The sequence below is a fragment of the Phaeacidiphilus oryzae TH49 genome (assembly GCF_000744815.1).
GTDB classification, from domain to species: domain Bacteria; phylum Actinomycetota; class Actinomycetes; order Streptomycetales; family Streptomycetaceae; genus Phaeacidiphilus; species Phaeacidiphilus oryzae.
In genome coordinates, this window is record NZ_JQMQ01000005.1 from 3,598,053 (window position 1) to 3,615,290 (window position 17,238).

Sequence of the window (17,238 nt, forward strand, 5' to 3'; positions counted from 1 at the left end):
CCGTTCCGCGTCAGCCCATGTCGACGATGCGGTCGAAGAGGGTGGTGGTGTGGCGGAGGGTGGCCTTGAGTTCCTCGCCGGCCATCGGGGGAGCCGTCTCGGCGGGCAGCCAGAGCATGCTGACCTGCATGTGGGGCGGCTCCGCGAAGGGCAGCTTGGAGCCGTTCCAGCTGAACGGCGAGACCGTCCGGTTGAGGGTGGCGAGGCCGGCCCGGGCCAGGTTCTTGGCCCGGGGGGCGAGGCCGCTCATGCTCTTCGGCGCCTCCAGGCCCACGCCGTGGGCGGTGCCGCCGGCCACCACCAGCAGGTTGCCGTCCTGCGGCGCCCGGTGCTGCCGGTAGCCGTATCGCTCGCCCTTGGCGAGCTTGTGGACGTCCAGCACGGTGCCGCGGGACTCCAGCACGTCGTGGGCGCCCAGCCAGAGCTGGGTGCCGATCCGGGCCCGGAACCGCACCTCGGGGTAGCGCTGCTGGAGCGCGGCCACCTCCGGCGCCCGCAGGTGGCTGACGAACATGGTGTGCAGCGGAAGCCCGTGGGAGCGCAGGTTCTCCACCCACTCCGCGGTCTCCGCCACCGGGTCCACGCCCTCCGGGCGGTCCATCGGCAGGTGCACCGCGAAGCCCTCGACCCGCACGTCGTCCAGCGCCGAGCGCAGCTTGAAGAGCTCGTCCACCGGCACGCCGTGCCGGCGCATCGAGGTCATCAGTTCGATGATCACCCGGCCGCCGACCAGCGCCCGGACCCCGTCCACCGTGCCCACGGTGCGGATCACCCGCTGCGGCAGCGGCACCGCGTCCTCGCCCACCCGGTACGGGGTGAGGACGATGATCTCGCCGCCGAAGTAGTCCTTCACCTCGGCGGCCTCGTAGGCGGTGCCGACCGCCAGCACCTGGCAGCCGAGCCGGGCCGCCTCCTCCGCGAGGCGCAGGTTGCGGAAGCCGTAGCCGTTCCCCTTGGCCACCGGGATCAGGCCGGGGAACTGCTGAAGCACCGTGTACTGGTGCGCGCGCCAGCGCGGGGTGTCCACGTAGAGCGAGAGCGCCATCGCGTCCGGGCCTTCTTCCTTCTTGTGTACCGGGTGGTGTTCCGGCAGGGTCAGCGGCGGGACATGTACATGTCCAGCGCCTTGTGCAGCAGCTTGTTGAGCGGGAAGTCCCACTCGCCCAGGTACTCGGCGGCCTGGCCGCCGGTGCCGACCTTGAACTGGATCAGCCCGAAGAGGTGGTCGCTCTCCTCCAGGACGTCACCGATGCCGCGCAGGTCGTACACGGTAGCGCCCATCGCATGGGCGTCCTGGAGCATCTGCCACTGGATCGCGTTCGACGGCCGGACCTCGCGCTTGTGGTTGGAGGAGGCGCCGTAGGAGTACCAGGTGTGCTGGCCGACCGTCAGCATCGTGGTGCCGGCCAGCGGCTCGCCCTCGTGGTAGGCCAGGTAGAGCCGCATCCGGTCGGGCTCCTCGCTGGTCAGCGCCCGCCACATCCGCTGGAAGTACTCCAGCGGGCGCGGGGTGAACTGGTCGCGCTCGGCGGTCACCACATAGATGTCGTGGAAGATCTTCAGCTGGTCGTAGCCGCCCTGGACCACCTCGACGCCGGCCTTCTCGGCCTTCTTGATGTTGCGGCGCCAGAGCTGGTTGAAGCCCTTGTTGATCTCCGGCAGGGTGCGGCCGGCCAGCGGGACCTGGAAGACGTAGCGCGGCTGGCTGGCGCCGAAGCCGCCCTCGCCGTCCGGGTCCTCCTGCTGCCAGCCCATCCGGCGCAGCCGGTCGACCACCTCGAAGGCGCGCGGCTCGTACCAGCTCGCCTCGATGTCGTGCAGCCGCTTGGCGGTCTTCTCGGAGATCGCCTTCTTGATGGCCGCGGCGTCCCAGCGCCGGATGATCACCGGCGGGCCCATCTTCACCGAGAACGCGCCCTGCTTCTTCAGGTGCGCCAGCATCGGGTTGAGCCACTGCTCGAGGTTCGGGTCGAACCAGTTGATGACCGGCCCCTCGGGCATGTAGGCCAGATAGCGCTTGATCCTGGGCAGCTGCCGGTACAGCACCAGGCCGGTGCCGACGATCCGGCCGCTGCCCTCGTCCACCCAGCCGATGGACTCGGAGCGCCACTCCGCCTTCACGTCGCCCCAGGACGGGACCTGCATGTGGCTGGCGGACGGCAGGCTCCGGATGAACGCCAGGTGCTCGGCCCTGCTGATGGTCCTCATACGCAGGCTCATACGGGGTGCTCCTCCAAAGCGGGCGGCGCGTCAGCGTGATGGTCCGGGGCGAAGCCTACTTGCCCCTCCGTCACGCCGACCGGCCTCCCGCCGGGGGGAAGGCGGGAGGCCGGTCGGCCGAGGGGCGGCGGCGGACTGAGCGGACTAGACGAGACCGCCGTGGGCGAGTGCGATACCGAATCCGACGGCCGAGGCGCCGCCGAAGATGACGATGACGAAGCGCTCGGCGGTGGTCGCCGAGATGTACTGGGCCCACACCGCCGTGATCATGCCGGCCAGGCCGACCCAGGCGGTGAAGACGTGCAGCTGGTAGACCCAGCAGGTGGCGAAGGCGACGGCGCCCAGCACCGCGACCACCAGGGCCAGGGTGTTCTCCAGCGGGTGCGCCTTGCCGTCCGAGTTGAGGCTGAAGCGGGAGGCCGGCCGGCCTTGCGCCGCCGGGGCAGAAGGAGTGCGTGCCGTCTGGGCCATGTAACCCACCTCCGGGGGAGGGTCTCCGAGAGCTGTCGATCGCTGTCTGCGGGTCAAGCCTGGAACATGTACAGACTGGTGCAAATCGTGCGCCGATTTCAAGAGGCCGATCGGGTACCTGTAGCCTGGACCGTCTGCGATGGTGCGGCGGTTCTGAAGTGTCAGTACCCGCCGATACCCTTGCTGACGCGATTGACCCTCCTGCCACGGAGAGACCGTGGCCGCTGAGTCCAGAGGAGGTGGGTTACCAATGCGTCATTACGAGGTGATGGTGATCCTCGACCCCGATGTCGAGGAGCGCGCTGTCTCCCCCATGATCGAGACCTTCCTGAACGTCGTCCGCACCGGCGGCGGCGCTGTGGAGAAGATCGACACGTGGGGCCGGCGTCGCCTGGCCTACGAGATCAACAAGAAGTCCGAGGGCATCTACTCGGTCATCGACCTCAAGGCTGAGCCTGCGGTCGTCAAGGAGCTGGACCGTCAGCTGTCGCTGAGCGAGTCCGTCCTCCGGACCAAGGTTCTCCGCCCGGAGACCCACTGAAACAGCAGTGACCGCGAGGGCCCGGCCAGGGTCCGCGCGGCAGGCACCATCTGATCGGAACGTCTCCCCCCGAGAGGTCATCCCATGGCAGGCGAGACCGTCATCACCCTCGTCGGCAACCTCGTCGACGACCCCGAGCTGCGCTTCACCCCTTCGGGTGCGGCCGTCGCGAAGTTCCGCCTCGCGTCGACTCCGCGTACCTTCGACCGCCAGACGAACGAGTGGAAGGACGGCGAGAGCCTCTTTCTGACGTGCAACATCTGGCGGCAGGCCGCGGAGAACGTGGCGGAGTCGCTGCAGCGGGGCATGCGCGTCATCGTGCAGGGCCGCCTTCGGCAGCGCTCGTACGAGACGCGTGAGGGCGAGAAGCGCACGGTCTACGAGGTCGAGGTCGACGAGGTCGGCCCGAGCCTGCGCAACGCCACGGCCAAGGTCACCCGGACCCAGCGGTCCGGCGGCCCGGGCGGCGGTGGCAACTGGGGCGGCGGCGGCCCGCAGGGCGGCGGCTCCGGCGGCGGCGACTGGGGCGGCGGCTCCGGTGGCGGCCAGTCCGGCCAGGGCGGCGACCCGTGGGCCTCCGGCGGCGGTGCGCCCTCCGGCGGTGGCAACGGCGGCGGTGGCGGTGGCTGGGGCGGCGGCTCCGGCGGCGGCTACTCCGAAGAGCCCCCGTTCTAGGCGCGGCGTCACCGGACGTTCCGAATCAGACGGTGTTTCAGACCTGATCTCGAAAACACCAGTTGGAGTTACACCATGGCCAAGCCGCCTGTGCGCAAGCCGAAGAAGAAGGTTTGCGTCTTCTGCAAGGACAAGATCACTTACGTCGACTACAAGGACACGAACCTGCTGCGGAAGTTCATCTCCGACCGCGGCAAGATCCGTGCCCGCCGGGTCACCGGCAACTGCACCCAGCACCAGCGGGACGTCGCCACGGCCGTGAAGAACAGCCGTGAGATGGCCCTGCTGCCCTACACCTCGACCGCTCGCTAAGGAGAGGGTGATTCACGTGAGCACCACCAAGATCATCCTCACTCACGAGGTCTCCGGCCTCGGCGCCGCGGGCGACGTCGTCGAGGTCAAGGGCGGGTACGCCCGCAACTTCCTGGTCCCGCGCGGTTTCGCGATCCGCTGGACCAAGGGCGGCCAGAAGGATGTCGACGCGATCAAGCGCGCGCGCAAGATCCACGAGATCCAGACGCTGGAGCAGGCCAACGAGGTCAAGGCGCAGCTGGAGGGCCTGGCGATCCGCCTGGCCGTCCGCGCCGGCGACACCGGCCGGCTGTTCGGCTCGGTCACCCCGGCGGACATCGCCGAGGCGATCAAGTCGGCCGGCGGCCCGCAGGTCGACAAGCGCAAGGTCGAGATCGGCTCGCCGATCAAGACCACCGGCGCGCACAAGGTCAGCGTGAAGCTGCACGCCGACGTCGCCGCCAACCTGAACGTGGCGGTCGCCGCCGCGTAACGAGGCGCGCTGAGCATGACCGGACGGGCTCCGCCCCGGGGGTTCACCCCCGTGGGGCGGGGCCCGCTCGGTTTTCACGCCGCAGGCTCCCCGCGTCCCTGACTCGGCCCTGCGGGACTCGGCCCTGCGGGACTTCGTTCAGCGTTCCGCGCCGGTGACGAGCCAGCGGCCGGTTCGGGCGCGTAGGGCCAGGAAGACCAGGCGGCTGAGGATGAAGACGGTCATCGCCCACCACAGGGCGGTCAGGCCGCCGCCCGCGGCCGGCAGCAGCAGCGCGCAGGGCGTGAAGAGGACCAGCGTGCCGAGCATCGCCCAGGCCAGATAGGGGCCGTCGCCGGCGCCCATCAGCACGCCGTCCAGGACGAAGACCGCGCCGGAGAGCGGCTGGGTGACCGCGATGATCAGCAGCACCGGGGTGAGGAGGCCGTGCACCGCCGGGTCCGGGGTGAAGAGCGGCAGATACAGCGGCTCCGCCAGGACCAGCAGCGCGCCCAGCACGGCGCCGGTGCCGACGCCCCAGCGGACCATCCGGCCGCAGGCGTGCCGCGCGCCCGGGGCGTCCTCCGCGCCCAGGTAGCGGCCGATGATCGCCTGGCCGGCGATGGCGATCGCGTCCAGCGCCATGGCCAGGAAGTTCCACAGGGACATCGCGATCTGGTGGGCGGCGATCGCGTCGTTGCCCAGCCGGGCCGCGACCGCGGTGGCGATCAGCAGGACGGCGCGCAGACTCAGGGTGCGGACCAGCAGCGGGAGTCCGGCGGTCGCGGAGGCGCGGATGCCGGCCGGGTCGGGCCGCAGCCCGGCTCCGGTGCGGCGGACCCCGCGGACCACCACGACCAGGTAGACCGCGGCCATCCCGGTCTGCGCGATCACGGTTCCGGTGGCCGAGCCGGCCACGCCCATCCCGGCGCCGAAGACCAGCACCAGGTTGAGCACCAGGTTGGCGCCGAAGCCGGAGACGGCCACGATCAGCGGGGTGCGGGTGTCCTGGAGGCCGCGGAGCACTCCGGTGGCGGCCAGCACGATCAGCATCCCGGGGATGCCGGCGGCGCTGATCCGCAGATAGGTGACGGCGTACGGGGTGGCGGTCGGCGAGGCGCCGAAGAGGCCGACCAGCTGCGGGGCCAGCGGGACGGTCACCGCGACCACGGCGGCGGAGAGGATGACGGCCAGCCAGATCCCGTCCACCCCCTGGCGGATGGCGGCCCGGAGGTCGCCGGCGCCGACCCGGCGGGCCACCGCGGCGGTGGTCGCGTAGGCCAGGAAGACGAAGACGTTGACCAGGGTGGAGAGGAGGGCGGCGGAGACGCCGAGGCCGGCCAGTTGGGCGGTGCCGATGTGACCGATGATCGCCGAGTCGGCGAGGAGGAAGAGCGGCTCGGCGACCAGCGCGCCGAAGGCGGGGACGGCGAGCCGGAGGATCTCCCGGTCCATCCGGCGGTTGCCGGAGGGCGGCCTCTCGGAGGAGCCCCGCGGATCTTGGGAAGGGGGAGGACTAGTCCTCCCGGGCGGTCCCCCGGTCGGGTCGTCTGGCTCGTTCCGGCGGGGGAAACGGCCGGCGGAAGGGCTCCGTCGCATGGTCCTACCGTAGTCATCCACAGGTAATGGGCACAACTGACTCGCAGGTATTACCAGAGGGCGGGCGCTCAGGTGTCCGATGCGGCCTCTCCGGTGATCTTGCACAGACTGCCGAAGTTTTTCCCCTGCACAGGGGGTGGATGGAGAATGTGCAGGTCAACTGGGGTGTGGTGGGCGGATCATCAGGTTATCCACAACGGGGTCCCCAGGGTTGTGCACAGGATCCGGGGACTTCTCCACAGGGATTGGACCGACTTCCACACCCCCTGTGGATAACTTTGTTGGTCTCCGCCCGCTCACGGCCTTAGCGTGGTCGCTCGGCCGACTCGTCGCACCCTTCACGGCGGGGCCGTCACGTCAGTCCAGACTGCACCCGCAACTGCCCGCGGGAGAAGTCGATCTGTCAGTGCGGTGCCGTAGGAATGAGGGGTCGACGTTCGCCGCAGGAGCTCACCCAGGTCCCTGACGGCCCGTCGGTGCCAGCACGTCGAGCAGGAACGGGGGCGTCCGATGAGCGGCCCGCAGTACGTGGGACAGGAGGCGGCGGCTCCTCCGCCGGACGAGGACCCCTGGGCGGGCCTCGCCTCCGAGCCGCCGGCGGGCGCAATCGGCGCGCTGGACGGGATTCCTGACGGCCCGTCCGACCGGCTCCCGTCCTCCTCCCGCAACGGGGAGCGGAACGGCGACCGCAACGGCGGCCGCGGCTTCGGCCGGGACGGCCGGCAGGGGCGCGGCTCCGGCGACGACCGCTCCGGCTCCTCGGGGGACCGCGGCTTCGAACGGGTACCCCCGCAGGACCTGCTGGCCGAGCAGTCGGTGCTGGGCGGCATGATGCTGTCCAAGGACGCCATCGCCGACGTGGTGGAGGTCCTCAAGCCCGCCGACTACTACCGCCCGGCGCACGAGCTGATCCACGGCGCCATCCTCGACCTCTACGCCCGCGGCGAGCCGGCCGACCCGATCACCGTCGCCGCCGAGCTCACCAAGCGCGGCGAGATCACCCGGGTCGGCGGGGCCGCGTACCTCCACACCCTGGTCTCCTCGGTGCCCACGGCCGCCAACGCCGAGTACTACGCGGAGATCGTCCACGAGCGCGCGGTGCTGCGCCGGCTGGTCGAGGCCGGCACCCGCATCGCGCAGATGGGCTACGCGGCGGACGGCGACGTCGACGAGATCGTCAACTCCGCGCAGGCGGAGATCTACGCCGTCACCGAGGAGCGCACCAACGAGGACTACCTCCCGCTGGGCGACATCATGGAGGGCGCCCTCGACGAGATCGAGTCGATCGGCTCCCGCAGCGGCCAGATGACCGGCGTGCCCACCGGCTTCGCCGACCTCGACCAGCTGACCAACGGCCTCCACCCGGGCCAGATGATCGTCGTCGCGGCCCGTCCCGCCATGGGAAAGTCGACGCTGGCCCTGGACTTCGCGCGGGCCTGCTCGATCAAGAGCCGGATGCCCAGCGTCATCTTCTCGCTGGAGATGGGCCGGAACGAGATCGCGATGCGCCTCCTCTCCGCCGAGGCGCGGGTGGCGCTGCACCACATGCGGTCCGGGAACATGACGGACGACGACTGGACCCGGCTCGCCCGCCGGATGCCGGAGTTGAACGAGGCCCCGCTCTACATCGACGACTCGCCCAACCTGTCGATGATGGAGATCCGGGCCAAGTGCCGCCGGCTGAAGCAGCGGAACGACCTGCGGATGGTGGTCATCGACTACCTCCAGCTGATGCAGACCGGTGGCTCGCGGCGGCCGGAGAGCCGGCAGCAGGAGGTCTCCGAGATGTCCCGCAACCTCAAGCTGCTGGCCAAGGAGCTGGAGATCCCGGTCATCGCCCTCTCCCAGCTGAACCGAGGTCCCGAGCAGCGCACCGACAAGAAGCCGATGGTGTCGGACCTCCGCGAGTCCGGCTCGATCGAGCAGGACGCGGACATGGTGATCCTGCTGCACCGCGAGGACGCCTACGAGAAGGAGTCCCCGCGGGCCGGCGAGGCCGACCTGATCGTCGCCAAGCACCGTAACGGCCCCACCGCCACCATCACGGTCGCCTTCCAGGGCCACTACTCCCGCTTCGTGGACATGGCGCAGAGCTGACGGCCGGCCACGGCGTGGCCGGGGCCGGGCGGTGGGGCCGGGCGGCGGGGTTCAGTGCGGGAGGGTGAGGAGGAGCGTCGGCAGCAGTCTGCCGGGGATGGAGCCGGAGGGGACGGTTCCGGTGGGGACCGCGCCCATCGCGCGGTAGAAGGGCTCGGCGTGGGAGTCCGCCTCGATGGTGAGGCGGGTGAAACCCAGGGCCCGCGCGGCTGCGGCGGTGTGCTCGAACAGCAGGCGGCCGATGCCCTGGCCGATGGCTCGCGGCTCGACGAACATCATCCCCAGGACGCCGGTGGGCGGCCCTCCTTCGAGGGTGGTGAAGCCCAGGACGCGACCGTCCCGCTCGGCCACCGTGGTCCGTCGGCCGGCCACCTCGTCCGCGCGGAGGGTCAGCTCCTCCCGGCACGCGTCGAGGAAGTCCGCGTCGTAGCCCCAGTGGGCCTTGGACCGAAGGGCCAGGTCGCTGAGGATCCCGGCCTCGGCCGCCCGGGCCGGCCTGATCAGCACGCTCATCGCTGCCCCCGCGTCGGATGTGGTTCCGCTCGGAAAGCTACCCGGTGGTGGCCGTGGTCGTCGTCGTGGTCGCGTCGCCGAGGAAGGTGACCGTCTGCGAGAGGGGCGCCCGGGCGGTCCGGGGGCCTTGCGCCGACGGGTCCCGGTGGCCGATCGACAGGCCGGCGAAGAGGAGGAGGCCTTCGGGCGGGCCGACGACCTCGGCGGCCGTGCGGTGGTAGACCGACCAGGCCATCTGCGGGCAGCTGTGGAGGTCCTCGGCACGCAGCAGCAGCATCACGGTCTGCAGGTACATGCCGAGGTCGGCCCACTGGGCGGAGCCCATGCCGCGCTCGATATAGCAGAGCAGCAGCGCCGGGGCGCCGAAGCAGTCCCAGTTGCGGGCGATCTCCCGGGCGCGTGCGCGGGCATCCCCGCGCTCGATGCCGAGGGCGTCGAACCGCTGGGCCGCGGCGGCGGAACGGCGCTCGCGGTAGGCGGGGTCCAGCCGGTCCGGATACATCGGGTACTCCGGCTCGTCACCGGGATCGCCGGCGGCGACCCGCTCACCGGTGCGCTTCTTCAGCTCGGCGAGCGGGGCGCCGGTCAGCAGATAGCAGCGCCAGGGCTGGAGGTTGCCGCCGGAGGGCGAGCGGGCGGCGGCGGAGAGCACCCGCTCCAGGGTCTCCGGCGGCACCGGCCGGTCGGTGAAGCCGCGCACCGCGCGTCGGGTGGCGACTGCCTGGTAGACGTCCATGACGGTGTGACGGATCCCGGCCGGCCGTTGTGACGAGTGGTGCGGGGGTGCTGTTCAGTCGGTGCCGGGGTGAGCTCCGTCCCCCGGCTGCGCACCAGATCCGTGATTCCACGAACGGGGACGGGGAAGGTGGGGGCCGGTTTCACGTGAAACATCGAACGGCCGGGGCGCGGTGGCGTAACCGGGGTACATTGCCAGCGTTCGCGGCTGTGCGCCGAGGGGTGACGGGTTCGGGGCCGGCCGGAGTCGCGGTGGTCGCGGGAGGCGTGACGTGACGCAGGTCGAGGACGGGACGGCGGCGAGGGCGGGGGAGGTCCCGGTCTCCTCGGAGGAGGAGCTGCGGGCGCTGATTGGGCACCCCATGGAGGCCGCGCTGCGGAAGGAGCGCCCCGCGCTCCATGAGTTGGACAGGCTGTGGCTGGCTCAGTCGCGGTTCTGCCTGCTGGCCACCGCGGCCGCGGACGGAACCTGCGACGTCTCGCCCAAGGGGGACCCGGAGGGCTTCGCGCTGGTGCTGGACGAGCGGACCATCGCGATCCCGGAGCGCAACGGCAACCGCCGTGCGGACAGCTTCCGGAACATCCTGGAGAACCCGCAGGTCGGGACGATCTTCTTCATCCCCGGCCGCGGCGACACCCTGCGGATCAACGGCCGGGCCCGGCTGGTCTCGGACGCGCCCTGGTTCGACCGGATGGCCGTCCGCGGCAAGCGCCCGGTGCTGGCCGTGGTGGTGGACGTGGAGCAGGTCTTCCACCACTGCTCCAAGGCCTTCCTCCGCTCCGAGCTGTGGAAGCCGGAGACCTGGCACCCGCAGGACCTCCCCTCCAGGCCGGTCATCGCCAAGGCGCTGGAGCGCCCCGACGACGACCTGGAGTTCCTGGAGGAGTACTACGGCCAGGCCTACGAGCGGCCGGAGAACCTCTACCGGTAGGCGCGGGCGTACTGCGGCGGGGTGGTGACCCCGTCGCCGTCGCCCAGGAGCTCGGCGGCCCGGCGGGGCCAGTACGGGGAGCGCAGCAGCTCGCGGCCGATCAGCACGGCGTCGGCGCGCTCCTCGTCGAGGATCCGCTGGGCCTGCTCCGCCTCCGTGATCAGGCCGACGGCGGCGGTGCGGATGCCGGCCTCGCGGCGGAGGCGCTCGGCGAACGGCACCTGGTAGCCGGGGCCGACCGGGATCCGCGGGCGCGGAATGTTGCCACCGGTGGAGACGTCGATCAGGTCCACGCCCACGGCCTGCAGTTCCTTGGCGAGGCGGACGGAGTCCTCGACCGTCCAGCCGGGGGTGTCGGCGTCCTCGTCGTTCTCCAGCCAGTCGGTGGCGGAGAGCCGGAAGAGCAGCGGGAGCTCGTCCGGCCAGACCTCGCGGACGGCCGTCGCGACCTCGAGGGCGAACCGCATCCGGTTCTCCAGCGGGCCGCCGTAGGCGTCGGTGCGGTGGTTGGAGGCGGGCGAGAGGAACTGGTGGATCAGGTAGCCGTGGGCGCCGTGGAGCTCGACCGTCTTGAAGCCGGCGGCCAGCGCGCGGCGGGCGGCGTCCGCGAACTGCCGGACCACCTCGGCGATCTCCTCGGTGCTCAGCTCGGCCGGCACCGGCGAGGCGTCGTCGAAGGGGATCGCGCTGGGGGCCACCGGGGTCCAGCCGCCCTCCTCGGGGCGGAGCGCCCCGCCGCCCCGCCAGGGGGCGTCGGTGGAGGCCTTCCGCCCGGCGTGGCCGAGCTGGATGCCGGGGACGGCGCCCTGGGACTCCAGGAAGGCGGTGATCCGGCGGAACGCCTCCTGCTGGGCGTCGTTCCACAGGCCGAGGTCGAAGGGGGAGATCCGGCCTTCCGCGGAGACGCCGGTGGCCTCCAGGATGATCAGCCCGGCGCCGCCGGCCGCGCGGGAGGCGAGATGCTGGAAGTGCCAGTCGGTGGGGACGCCGGTGAGCGGTCCCTCGGCCTCGGCCGAGTACTGGCACATCGGCGGCATCCACACCCGGTTGGGCACGGTGAGTCCGCGCAGGGTGAGCGGCTCGAAGAGGCTGGTCATAGCGGGGGCTCCTCGGGGGACGATGGGCGAGGTTCCGTCCACCGAGGCTAAGGCGCGCAGAAAATATTTGCAAACGCCTGCTATCTCGACTGGTGACAGAGGCGGCCAGAGCCTAGCTCCGCGTGCGGGCGGACGCCCGGAATTCGCGCAGTTCGCCGGAAACCTGTGCGGCGGCTGCGATTCTCGCCCGGAGGCCGGCGCGCCCTGGCGCCGGCGTGGGAAGGGCGTGGCAGAGGATGGATGCGACGACGAGCGGGCCGCCCCCCGATCCGTCGGCGCCGTCGTCCGAGGTGCGGCCGCTCTCGGAGCGGCCCGGCGGGTGGGCGTCCGGGGCATGGGCGTCCGGGGCGAGGGCGTCCGGGGCGCCGGAGGGAGTGCGGCCGGAGGGGGCGGGCGCCGGTGCCGGGGACGCCACGGAGCCGTCGGCGATACCGCCCCGGCCCGTGCTGCCGCCGCGGATGCCCGCCGTGCCCTCGGGCGACGCGGGCGACGCGGGCGACCTGGGTGACCTGGGCGACCCGTCAGTGGAGCCCGCGTCGGCCTGGTCTGCCTTCCCGCCGGCGCGGCCCGCCGTTTCGCCGGAGGCCGCCGTGGAGCCGCCGGCGGCGCCGCAGTCGCCGCCGCTGTCGATGCAAGTGCCGCAGGCGGAGCCGGTGCGGGTGTCGCCGGAGGACCTGGCGCTGGTCCGCCGTTCCCTCGGCGTCCTCTCCCGGCGGTCCGACCGGGCCACCGGTGAGTTCTACGCCCTCCTCTTCGTCCGCCACCCTGAGGTGCGGGAGCTCTTCCCGGCCGCCATGGACGTGCAGCGGGACCGCCTCTTCCGGGCGCTGCTGACCGGCAGCGGCGCGCTCGCCGGAAGCGCGGGCGAGCGCGCCAGGGTCCGCGCCTGGCTGCGCGGCCTCGGGCGGGACCACCGCAAGTACGGCGCCCTGGCCGAGCACTACGGCCCGGTCGGGGAGTGCCTGATCGAGGCCGTCCGCCGGTACTGCGGCATGCCCTGGGACGCGGCGCTGGACGGCGCCTGGCGCCGGGTCTACGGCGCGCTGGCCGCCGAGATGACGGCCGGTGCGGCGGCGGACGCCCTGGTCGCCCCGGCCTGGTGGATGGGCGAGATCGTCTCCGTGGAGCGGCGCACCGGCAGCGTCGCGGTGCTCACCGTGCGGCCCGACCAGCCGTACCCGTTCCGCGCCGGGCAGTACGCCACGCTGGAGACCCCGTGGTGGCCGCGGGTGTGGCGGCACTACTCCTTCGCCTCCGCGCCCCGGCCGGACGGCACCCTGAGCTTCCACGTCAAGGCGGTGCCGGCGGGCTGGGTGAGCGGCGCCCTGGTGCACCGGGCCGGTCCCGGCGACCTGATCCGGCTCGGGCCCCCGCAGGGCGGGATGACGGTGGACCACGGCAGCGACCGGGGTCTGCTGTGTCTCGGCGGCGGCACCGGGATCGCGCCGATCAAGGCGATCGTCGAGGAGGTCGCCCAGCACTCCGAGGCGGTCGCCGGCACCCGCCGGGTCGAGGTCTTCTACGGCGCCCGCCGGCCCGAGGAGCTCTATGTCCTGGACGCGCTGGAGGAGTTGGCCCGGCGCCACCGCGGGGTGTCGGTGCGGCCGGTGATCGGCGATCCGGTCGGGGACGCCGTCGGCGGTCCGGTCGTCGACGCCGTCGCCGGTCCGGCCGGAAACCCGTTCGGAGACGCGGGGACAGAGCCGCCGCGCGGCCTGGGGCTGTCGGGCGCACTGCCGGACGTCGTACGGCGGTTCGGCCCCTGGGAGACCTTCGACGGGTACCTCAGCGGGCCCCCGGCGATGGTCCGCCGGGGGGTGACCGCGCTGCTCGGCAGCGGGATGCCGGCCGACCGGATCCGCCACGACCTGGCTGCTTCGGGTGCGGAGTGAACCGCGCTGGTCAGCCCGGTGATGACGGGTGCCGCCGTTCGGGTGACTCCTTCGCGGTCGGTCTCGTTCACTCTCTGGGAAATCGGCTGCGGGCGGCTCCGGCCCGGTGCCATCCGTCGCCGACCCGCCCGGCCCGGCGTACAACTGACGCCGCGTCGGGCGGCAGGAGTGCCCGCACTGCAGGAGGAGGGAAGGGCTCCTCCATCACGCGCATGCCATCCGCTCTGGGGACGACGGAGGACGCTATGCACGAATGTTCGGCCCGGCCGGGTTCGGCCGGAGAGCACGCGCTACAGGACGAGCTCGGCACGACCGAGCGCGCCGACCGGTTCTACCGGGACCAGGTGCGCAGTTCCCTCAACGAGAGGATGCGGGAGTTCGTCGCCGAGCAGGAACTGGTCTTCATCGCCACCGCGGACGCCCAGGGCGAGTGCGACTGCTCGCTGCGCGCCGGGCCGCCCGGCTTCGTCCGGGTGCTCGGCGACCAGGTGCTGGCCTTCCCCGACTACCGGGGGAACGGGGTGATGGCCAGCATGGGCAACGCCCGGGAGAACGCCCACATCGGCCTGCTCTTCGTGGACTTCCAGAAGTCCCGGGTCGGCCTCCACGTCAACGGCTCCGTGCGGATCTTCTCCGACCTGGAGATGCGCGCCCGCTGGGACGGGCTGCCGGTCGAGTCGGTGCCCGGCCGGCGCGCCGTCTCCTGGCTGGAGATCGGCGTGGAGGAGGCGTACATCCACTGCTCCAAGCACATCCCACGGCTGGCCAAGGTGCCGACCGTGGCCCGGCACTGGGGCACGGACGACATCCGGCGCAAGGGCGGCGACTGGTTCGGCTCGGCCGCCCAGCGCAAGCGGCAGGAGCAGGAGGAGCAGGAGGCCCGGCAGCGGCGGGCCGCCGGGTGGCGGGGCGGCGGTGCCGCCGGACGCTCAGGCGCGCCCGGCGACGCGTCCGCCGAGGTCTCCCGCGAGTAGCGTGCGGATGCCCTCGACGTTCGCCGCCAGATAGCGGCGGAGGGCGGCCGGGACCACGTTGACCGAGGTGACGCCCTCCAGGGTGAAGGGGAGCCGGACGATCTCGTACTCGCCGTTCGGCTCCTCCACCTCCGGCCCGTGCCGCAGCGCCGGGTCCATGGACTCCAGTCGGCAGACGAAGAAGTGCTGGACCTTGACCCCCTCCGGGATCCCCGGCCGGGGGTCCCGGACGGTGTCCACGAAGGCCGGCACCACGTCGGTGACCTTCCCGCCCAGCTCCTCGGCGATCTCCCGGTGGAGGGCGTCCACCACCGTGGCGTCGGTGGGCTCCACCCCGCCGCCGGGGGTGATCCAGTACGGCGGGAGCCCTGGCTTGGTGCGCTTGATGAAGACGATCTCGGCCGGGACGGTCTCGGCCGGGGCCCGCGGGCCGTCCAGCCCCACGGCCTGGACCGCCTCGGCGGGGACGTCCAGCAGGATCGCCCGCGCGGTGCGCTTCACCACCGGACGGTGTGGCTGCCCCATCCGTACCTCCTGCGTGGTTCTGTGCTGGGGAGTTTGCCGCGGCAGCCGGGGGGCGAAACCCGAGCAGGTGTGCGCCTCGCCGAGGGGTCCCGCTCCTCCCCCGCTCACCAGTCGGCCGCGGCGGAGAGCAGCCGGCCGTGGGTGCGGGAGATCGCCGGCTGCACCAGCGATCCGGCCCGCACCACCAGGAAGTAGGTGCGGAGCGGGGAGAGCGGCGGTTCGATCAGCGGGCGGAGGCGTCCGGCGGTGATCGCCTCCTGGCACATCCGGCGCGGCAGCACGGCCATGCCGGCGCCGGAGAGCACCGCGGAGAGCACTCCGGTGAGATCGGGGGCCACCACAGAGGCCGGGCGGCCCGGGCGGCGGTCGAAGACGGTGTGCCAGTAGCGGGTGGCGAAGGGCAGCCGCTCGTCGCAGTCGATCAGCGGGATCCGGTCGAGGGCGGTGAGGGTCGGGTCGGCGGGGGCGGGGGCGGGATCGGCGGAGTCGGGAGGACGGGGATCGGCAGGCTCGCCGTCCGCCGAGGCCGCCCCCGCGCCGGAGGGCAGCAGGCGGACCCACGGGCCGGCCGCGACCAGGACGTACTCCTCGTCCAGCAGCGGGGTGGCGCGGAAGATCTGGGCGCGCGGCCGGCGGGTGGAGATCACCAGGTCGTAGGCGGCGGAGGCGAGTCCGGCCAGCGCCGTGTCGCCGTGCTGGTTGCTGATCCGCAGGCCCAGGCCCTGGGCGATCAACGGGGCCAGCGCGGGCAGCAGATGGCTGGCGGTGAACTCGGGCGGCGCGGCCAGATGCAGGGTGCGGTGCGGGTCCTCGTCCGGGCTGCTCTCGGTGATCTCGGCCAGCGCGTCGAGATGCGGGGCGACCCGCCCGGCCAGCTCCACGGCGACGCTGGTGGACTCCACCCCGCGGGGCAGTCGCTGGAACAGCGGGCGGCCCAACTGCCGCTCCAGAGTGCGGATCTGGCCGGTGACCGCGGGTTGGGAGACGCCCAGCAGCTGGGCGGCGCGGGTGAACGAGCCCGCTCGGTGGACGGTGAGGAAGGTGCGCAGCAGCGCGAGGTCCAACCCGCTCGCTCCCCTCCCGTCCGGCGGCTCCCCGTGCGCCGTGTGGCTGTGTGCTGTTCTGGGTCCGATTGTTCCGGAAGGGGCCGGCCGCCGCAGCCCAAACATAAATATGTCGATAGGTGTACCGCGTCTATGTGATTGGACACTGACGCAGAGTCAACTACCTTTATCTGCGTCGTTCTTCGCGTGGAGAGCCGGTCCCGGGGCCGGTGCGGGGCACGACGACCGGCCGGGCGGGCGGAGCCACGAGGGGGGAGGCTTCGCCCGCCACGGCGTATCCGCGGCCGATGAGTCGCCGCTCGGTCGCCGCTCAGTCCTTGTCGCCGTCCGGCAGGACCACGTGGAGGATCCACGCCACCACGGTGACGATGAGCGAGCCGAGGAGGGCGGGCAGGAAGCCGTCCACGTGGAAGTCCAGGTTGAGGCGACCGGAGACCCACGAGGTCAGCCAGAACATCAGGGCGTTGACCACGAAGGTGAACAGGCCGATGGTCAGGACGAAGAGCGGGAACGAGAAGAACTTGACCACCGGCTTCACCAGCCAGTTGATCACCCCGAAGATCAGGGCGACCACCACCAGGGTCCAGGCCTTCTGGGCGGTCGAGTCCCCGGTGAGGGTTATGCCGTGGACGATCCACGCGGCGACGGCGATCGCGGCCGCGTTGATCAGGGTCTTGACGACGAAGTGAACCATGGCGCAGATGGTCGCAGCCCCGGGCCGTACGGCCAAAGCCGGCGGCCCGGGCCGGGGCCATTGTCACCGGACCGGTACCCCCGTGTTGAATGCTCGGTACAGGAGCAGTCAAGAGGGGACGGACGACATGCAGGTGTTCCGGCTGGACGACCTGGACGCGGAGCGGGCCGCCAACGAGGGCGCGTATCTGCGCTTCCTGCGGGAGCGGAACATGTCCGCGGGGCTGTACGCGCTGGACGCGGGCGCGATCGACCCGCAGAAGCCGCACGACCAGGACGAGATCTACTTCGTGGTGAGCGGCCGGGCCTCGGTCACCGTCGGGGAGGAGAGCACCGCGGTCGCCCGCGGCAGCGTGGTCTACGTGCCGGCCGGGGTGCCGCACAGGTTCCACCACATCAGCGAGGACCTGCGGGTCCTGGTCGTCTTCTCCCCTCCGGAGGCCTGAG

Annotated in this window: 19 protein-coding genes; 9 read left to right on the top strand and 10 right to left on the bottom strand. The window is 72.1% G+C overall.

The window, feature by feature from the left end; all coding sequences use genetic code 11:
- Positions 1-10: 10 nt before the first annotated feature.
- The 3 genes from BS73_RS19705 to BS73_RS19715 all read right to left on the bottom strand — a co-directional run bounded on the left by BS73_RS19705 (position 11) and on the right by BS73_RS19715 (position 2,691).
- Entirely contained in the window at positions 11-1,045 is a 1,035-nt protein-coding gene (locus BS73_RS19705; RefSeq protein ID WP_037574361.1) for an alanine racemase, read from the bottom strand.
- A gap of 50 nt (positions 1,046-1,095) precedes the next feature.
- Positions 1,096-2,220 carry a lipid II:glycine glycyltransferase FemX gene (locus BS73_RS19710; protein WP_037574363.1) on the bottom strand — a complete coding sequence of 375 codons (1,125 nt, stop codon included), beginning with the start codon at positions 2,218-2,220 and terminating at the stop codon, positions 1,096-1,098.
- A gap of 144 nt (positions 2,221-2,364) precedes the next feature.
- Complete coding sequence (locus BS73_RS19715) at positions 2,365-2,691, bottom strand: hypothetical protein (protein WP_037574365.1); 327 nt, start codon at positions 2,689-2,691, stop codon at positions 2,365-2,367.
- Between the two features lie 250 nt (positions 2,692-2,941).
- Between BS73_RS19715 and rpsF the strand changes: the two genes are divergently transcribed.
- The 4 genes from rpsF to rplI all read left to right on the top strand — a co-directional run bounded on the left by rpsF (position 2,942) and on the right by rplI (position 4,691).
- Positions 2,942-3,232, top strand: a complete 291-nt coding sequence (rpsF, locus tag BS73_RS19720; protein WP_037574366.1) for a 30S ribosomal protein S6 — start codon at positions 2,942-2,944, stop codon at positions 3,230-3,232.
- A gap of 84 nt (positions 3,233-3,316) precedes the next feature.
- Positions 3,317-3,907, top strand: a complete 591-nt coding sequence (locus tag BS73_RS19725; protein WP_037574368.1) for a single-stranded DNA-binding protein — start codon at positions 3,317-3,319, stop codon at positions 3,905-3,907.
- A 75-nt stretch (positions 3,908-3,982) separates the two neighbouring features.
- Positions 3,983-4,219 carry a 30S ribosomal protein S18 gene (rpsR, locus tag BS73_RS19730; protein WP_037574370.1) on the top strand — a complete coding sequence of 79 codons (237 nt, stop codon included), beginning with the start codon at positions 3,983-3,985 and terminating at the stop codon, positions 4,217-4,219.
- Positions 4,220-4,235: 16 nt separating this feature from the next.
- Entirely contained in the window at positions 4,236-4,691 is a 456-nt protein-coding gene (gene rplI, locus BS73_RS19735) for a 50S ribosomal protein L9 (protein ID WP_037574372.1), read from the top strand.
- 138 nt (positions 4,692-4,829) lie between these two features.
- Here rplI and BS73_RS19740 read toward each other — a convergent pair whose 3' ends face one another.
- Positions 4,830-6,125, bottom strand: a complete 1,296-nt coding sequence (locus BS73_RS19740) for an MATE family efflux transporter (RefSeq protein WP_051940128.1) — start codon at positions 6,123-6,125, stop codon at positions 4,830-4,832.
- 654 nt (positions 6,126-6,779) lie between these two features.
- Here BS73_RS19740 and dnaB point away from each other — a divergent pair.
- Positions 6,780-8,366 carry a replicative DNA helicase gene (gene dnaB, locus BS73_RS19745; protein WP_084704206.1) on the top strand — a complete coding sequence of 529 codons (1,587 nt, stop codon included), beginning with the start codon at positions 6,780-6,782 and terminating at the stop codon, positions 8,364-8,366.
- Between the two features lie 51 nt (positions 8,367-8,417).
- Here dnaB and BS73_RS19750 read toward each other — a convergent pair whose 3' ends face one another.
- Together BS73_RS19750 and BS73_RS19755 are read right to left on the bottom strand one after the other, a co-directional pair.
- Positions 8,418-8,879 (bottom strand): GNAT family N-acetyltransferase, encoded by a 462-nt coding sequence (locus tag BS73_RS19750; protein WP_152617660.1) that lies wholly within the window; start codon positions 8,877-8,879, stop codon positions 8,418-8,420.
- A gap of 37 nt (positions 8,880-8,916) precedes the next feature.
- Positions 8,917-9,615, bottom strand: coding sequence for a nitroreductase (locus BS73_RS19755; protein ID WP_037574374.1), 699 nt, complete (start codon positions 9,613-9,615; stop codon positions 8,917-8,919).
- Between the two features lie 271 nt (positions 9,616-9,886).
- On the opposite strand from BS73_RS19755, the gene BS73_RS19760 reads away from it, so the two are divergent.
- Positions 9,887-10,546 carry a pyridoxamine 5'-phosphate oxidase family protein gene (locus tag BS73_RS19760; protein ID WP_051940129.1) on the top strand — a complete coding sequence of 220 codons (660 nt, stop codon included), beginning with the start codon at positions 9,887-9,889 and terminating at the stop codon, positions 10,544-10,546.
- Here the strand turns inward: BS73_RS19760 and BS73_RS19765 are convergent.
- Positions 10,537-11,643: an NADH:flavin oxidoreductase/NADH oxidase gene (locus BS73_RS19765; protein ID WP_037574376.1), complete on the bottom strand. Its 1,107-nt coding sequence runs from the start codon at positions 11,641-11,643 to the stop codon at positions 10,537-10,539. The genes BS73_RS19760 and BS73_RS19765 overlap by 10 nt on opposite strands.
- Before the next feature lie 590 nt (positions 11,644-12,233).
- Between BS73_RS19765 and BS73_RS19770 the strand changes: the two genes are divergently transcribed.
- Entirely contained in the window at positions 12,234-13,535 is a 1,302-nt protein-coding gene (locus tag BS73_RS19770) for a globin domain-containing protein (RefSeq protein ID WP_235215464.1), read from the top strand.
- Between the two features lie 245 nt (positions 13,536-13,780).
- A complete protein-coding gene (locus tag BS73_RS19775; protein WP_063837025.1) occupies positions 13,781-14,509 on the top strand; it encodes a pyridoxamine 5'-phosphate oxidase family protein in 729 nt (242 codons plus the stop codon).
- On the opposite strand, the gene BS73_RS19780 is transcribed toward BS73_RS19775, so the two are convergent.
- The 3 genes from BS73_RS19780 to BS73_RS19790 all read right to left on the bottom strand — a co-directional run bounded on the left by BS73_RS19780 (position 14,465) and on the right by BS73_RS19790 (position 16,792).
- The gene (locus BS73_RS19780) at positions 14,465-15,034 is read right to left on the bottom strand and encodes an NUDIX domain-containing protein (protein ID WP_037574378.1); all 570 of its coding nucleotides are present in this window, start codon (positions 15,032-15,034) and stop codon (positions 14,465-14,467) included. The genes BS73_RS19775 and BS73_RS19780 overlap by 45 nt on opposite strands.
- A 104-nt stretch (positions 15,035-15,138) precedes the next feature.
- Entirely contained in the window at positions 15,139-16,098 is a 960-nt protein-coding gene (locus tag BS73_RS19785; protein ID WP_037574380.1) for a LysR family transcriptional regulator, read from the bottom strand.
- A 310-nt stretch (positions 16,099-16,408) separates the two neighbouring features.
- Positions 16,409-16,792 (bottom strand): phage holin family protein, encoded by a 384-nt coding sequence (locus BS73_RS19790; RefSeq protein ID WP_037574382.1) that lies wholly within the window; start codon positions 16,790-16,792, stop codon positions 16,409-16,411.
- 127 nt (positions 16,793-16,919) lie between these two features.
- Between BS73_RS19790 and BS73_RS19795 the strand changes: the two genes are divergently transcribed.
- Positions 16,920-17,237, top strand: coding sequence for a cupin domain-containing protein (locus BS73_RS19795; protein ID WP_037574384.1), 318 nt, complete (start codon positions 16,920-16,922; stop codon positions 17,235-17,237).
- Position 17,238 lies beyond the last annotated feature (1 nt).

Bases quoted from the DNA above. Each gene is read 5' to 3' on its own strand.
- BS73_RS19705 (WP_037574361.1), bottom strand. From the start codon at position 1,045: ATGGCGCTCTCGCTCTACGTGGACACCCCGCGCTGGCGCGCGCACCAG.
- BS73_RS19710 (WP_037574363.1), bottom strand. From the start codon at position 2,220: ATGAGCCTGCGTATGAGGACCATCAGCAGGGCCGAGCACCTGGCGTTC.
- BS73_RS19715 (WP_037574365.1), bottom strand. From the start codon at position 2,691: ATGGCCCAGACGGCACGCACTCCTTCTGCCCCGGCGGCGCAAGGCCGG.
- rpsF (WP_037574366.1), top strand. From the start codon at position 2,942: ATGCGTCATTACGAGGTGATGGTGATCCTCGACCCCGATGTCGAGGAG.
- BS73_RS19725 (WP_037574368.1), top strand. From the start codon at position 3,317: ATGGCAGGCGAGACCGTCATCACCCTCGTCGGCAACCTCGTCGACGAC.
- rpsR (WP_037574370.1), top strand. From the start codon at position 3,983: ATGGCCAAGCCGCCTGTGCGCAAGCCGAAGAAGAAGGTTTGCGTCTTC.
- BS73_RS19740 (WP_051940128.1), bottom strand. From the start codon at position 6,125: ATGGACCGGGAGATCCTCCGGCTCGCCGTCCCCGCCTTCGGCGCGCTG.
- dnaB (WP_084704206.1), top strand. From the start codon at position 6,780: ATGAGCGGCCCGCAGTACGTGGGACAGGAGGCGGCGGCTCCTCCGCCG.
- BS73_RS19750 (WP_152617660.1), bottom strand. From the start codon at position 8,879: ATGAGCGTGCTGATCAGGCCGGCCCGGGCGGCCGAGGCCGGGATCCTC.
- BS73_RS19755 (WP_037574374.1), bottom strand. From the start codon at position 9,615: ATGGACGTCTACCAGGCAGTCGCCACCCGACGCGCGGTGCGCGGCTTC.
- BS73_RS19765 (WP_037574376.1), bottom strand. From the start codon at position 11,643: ATGACCAGCCTCTTCGAGCCGCTCACCCTGCGCGGACTCACCGTGCCC.
- BS73_RS19775 (WP_063837025.1), top strand. From the start codon at position 13,781: ATGCACGAATGTTCGGCCCGGCCGGGTTCGGCCGGAGAGCACGCGCTA.
- BS73_RS19780 (WP_037574378.1), bottom strand. From the start codon at position 15,034: ATGGGGCAGCCACACCGTCCGGTGGTGAAGCGCACCGCGCGGGCGATC.
- BS73_RS19790 (WP_037574382.1), bottom strand. From the start codon at position 16,792: ATGGTTCACTTCGTCGTCAAGACCCTGATCAACGCGGCCGCGATCGCC.
- BS73_RS19795 (WP_037574384.1), top strand. From the start codon at position 16,920: ATGCAGGTGTTCCGGCTGGACGACCTGGACGCGGAGCGGGCCGCCAAC.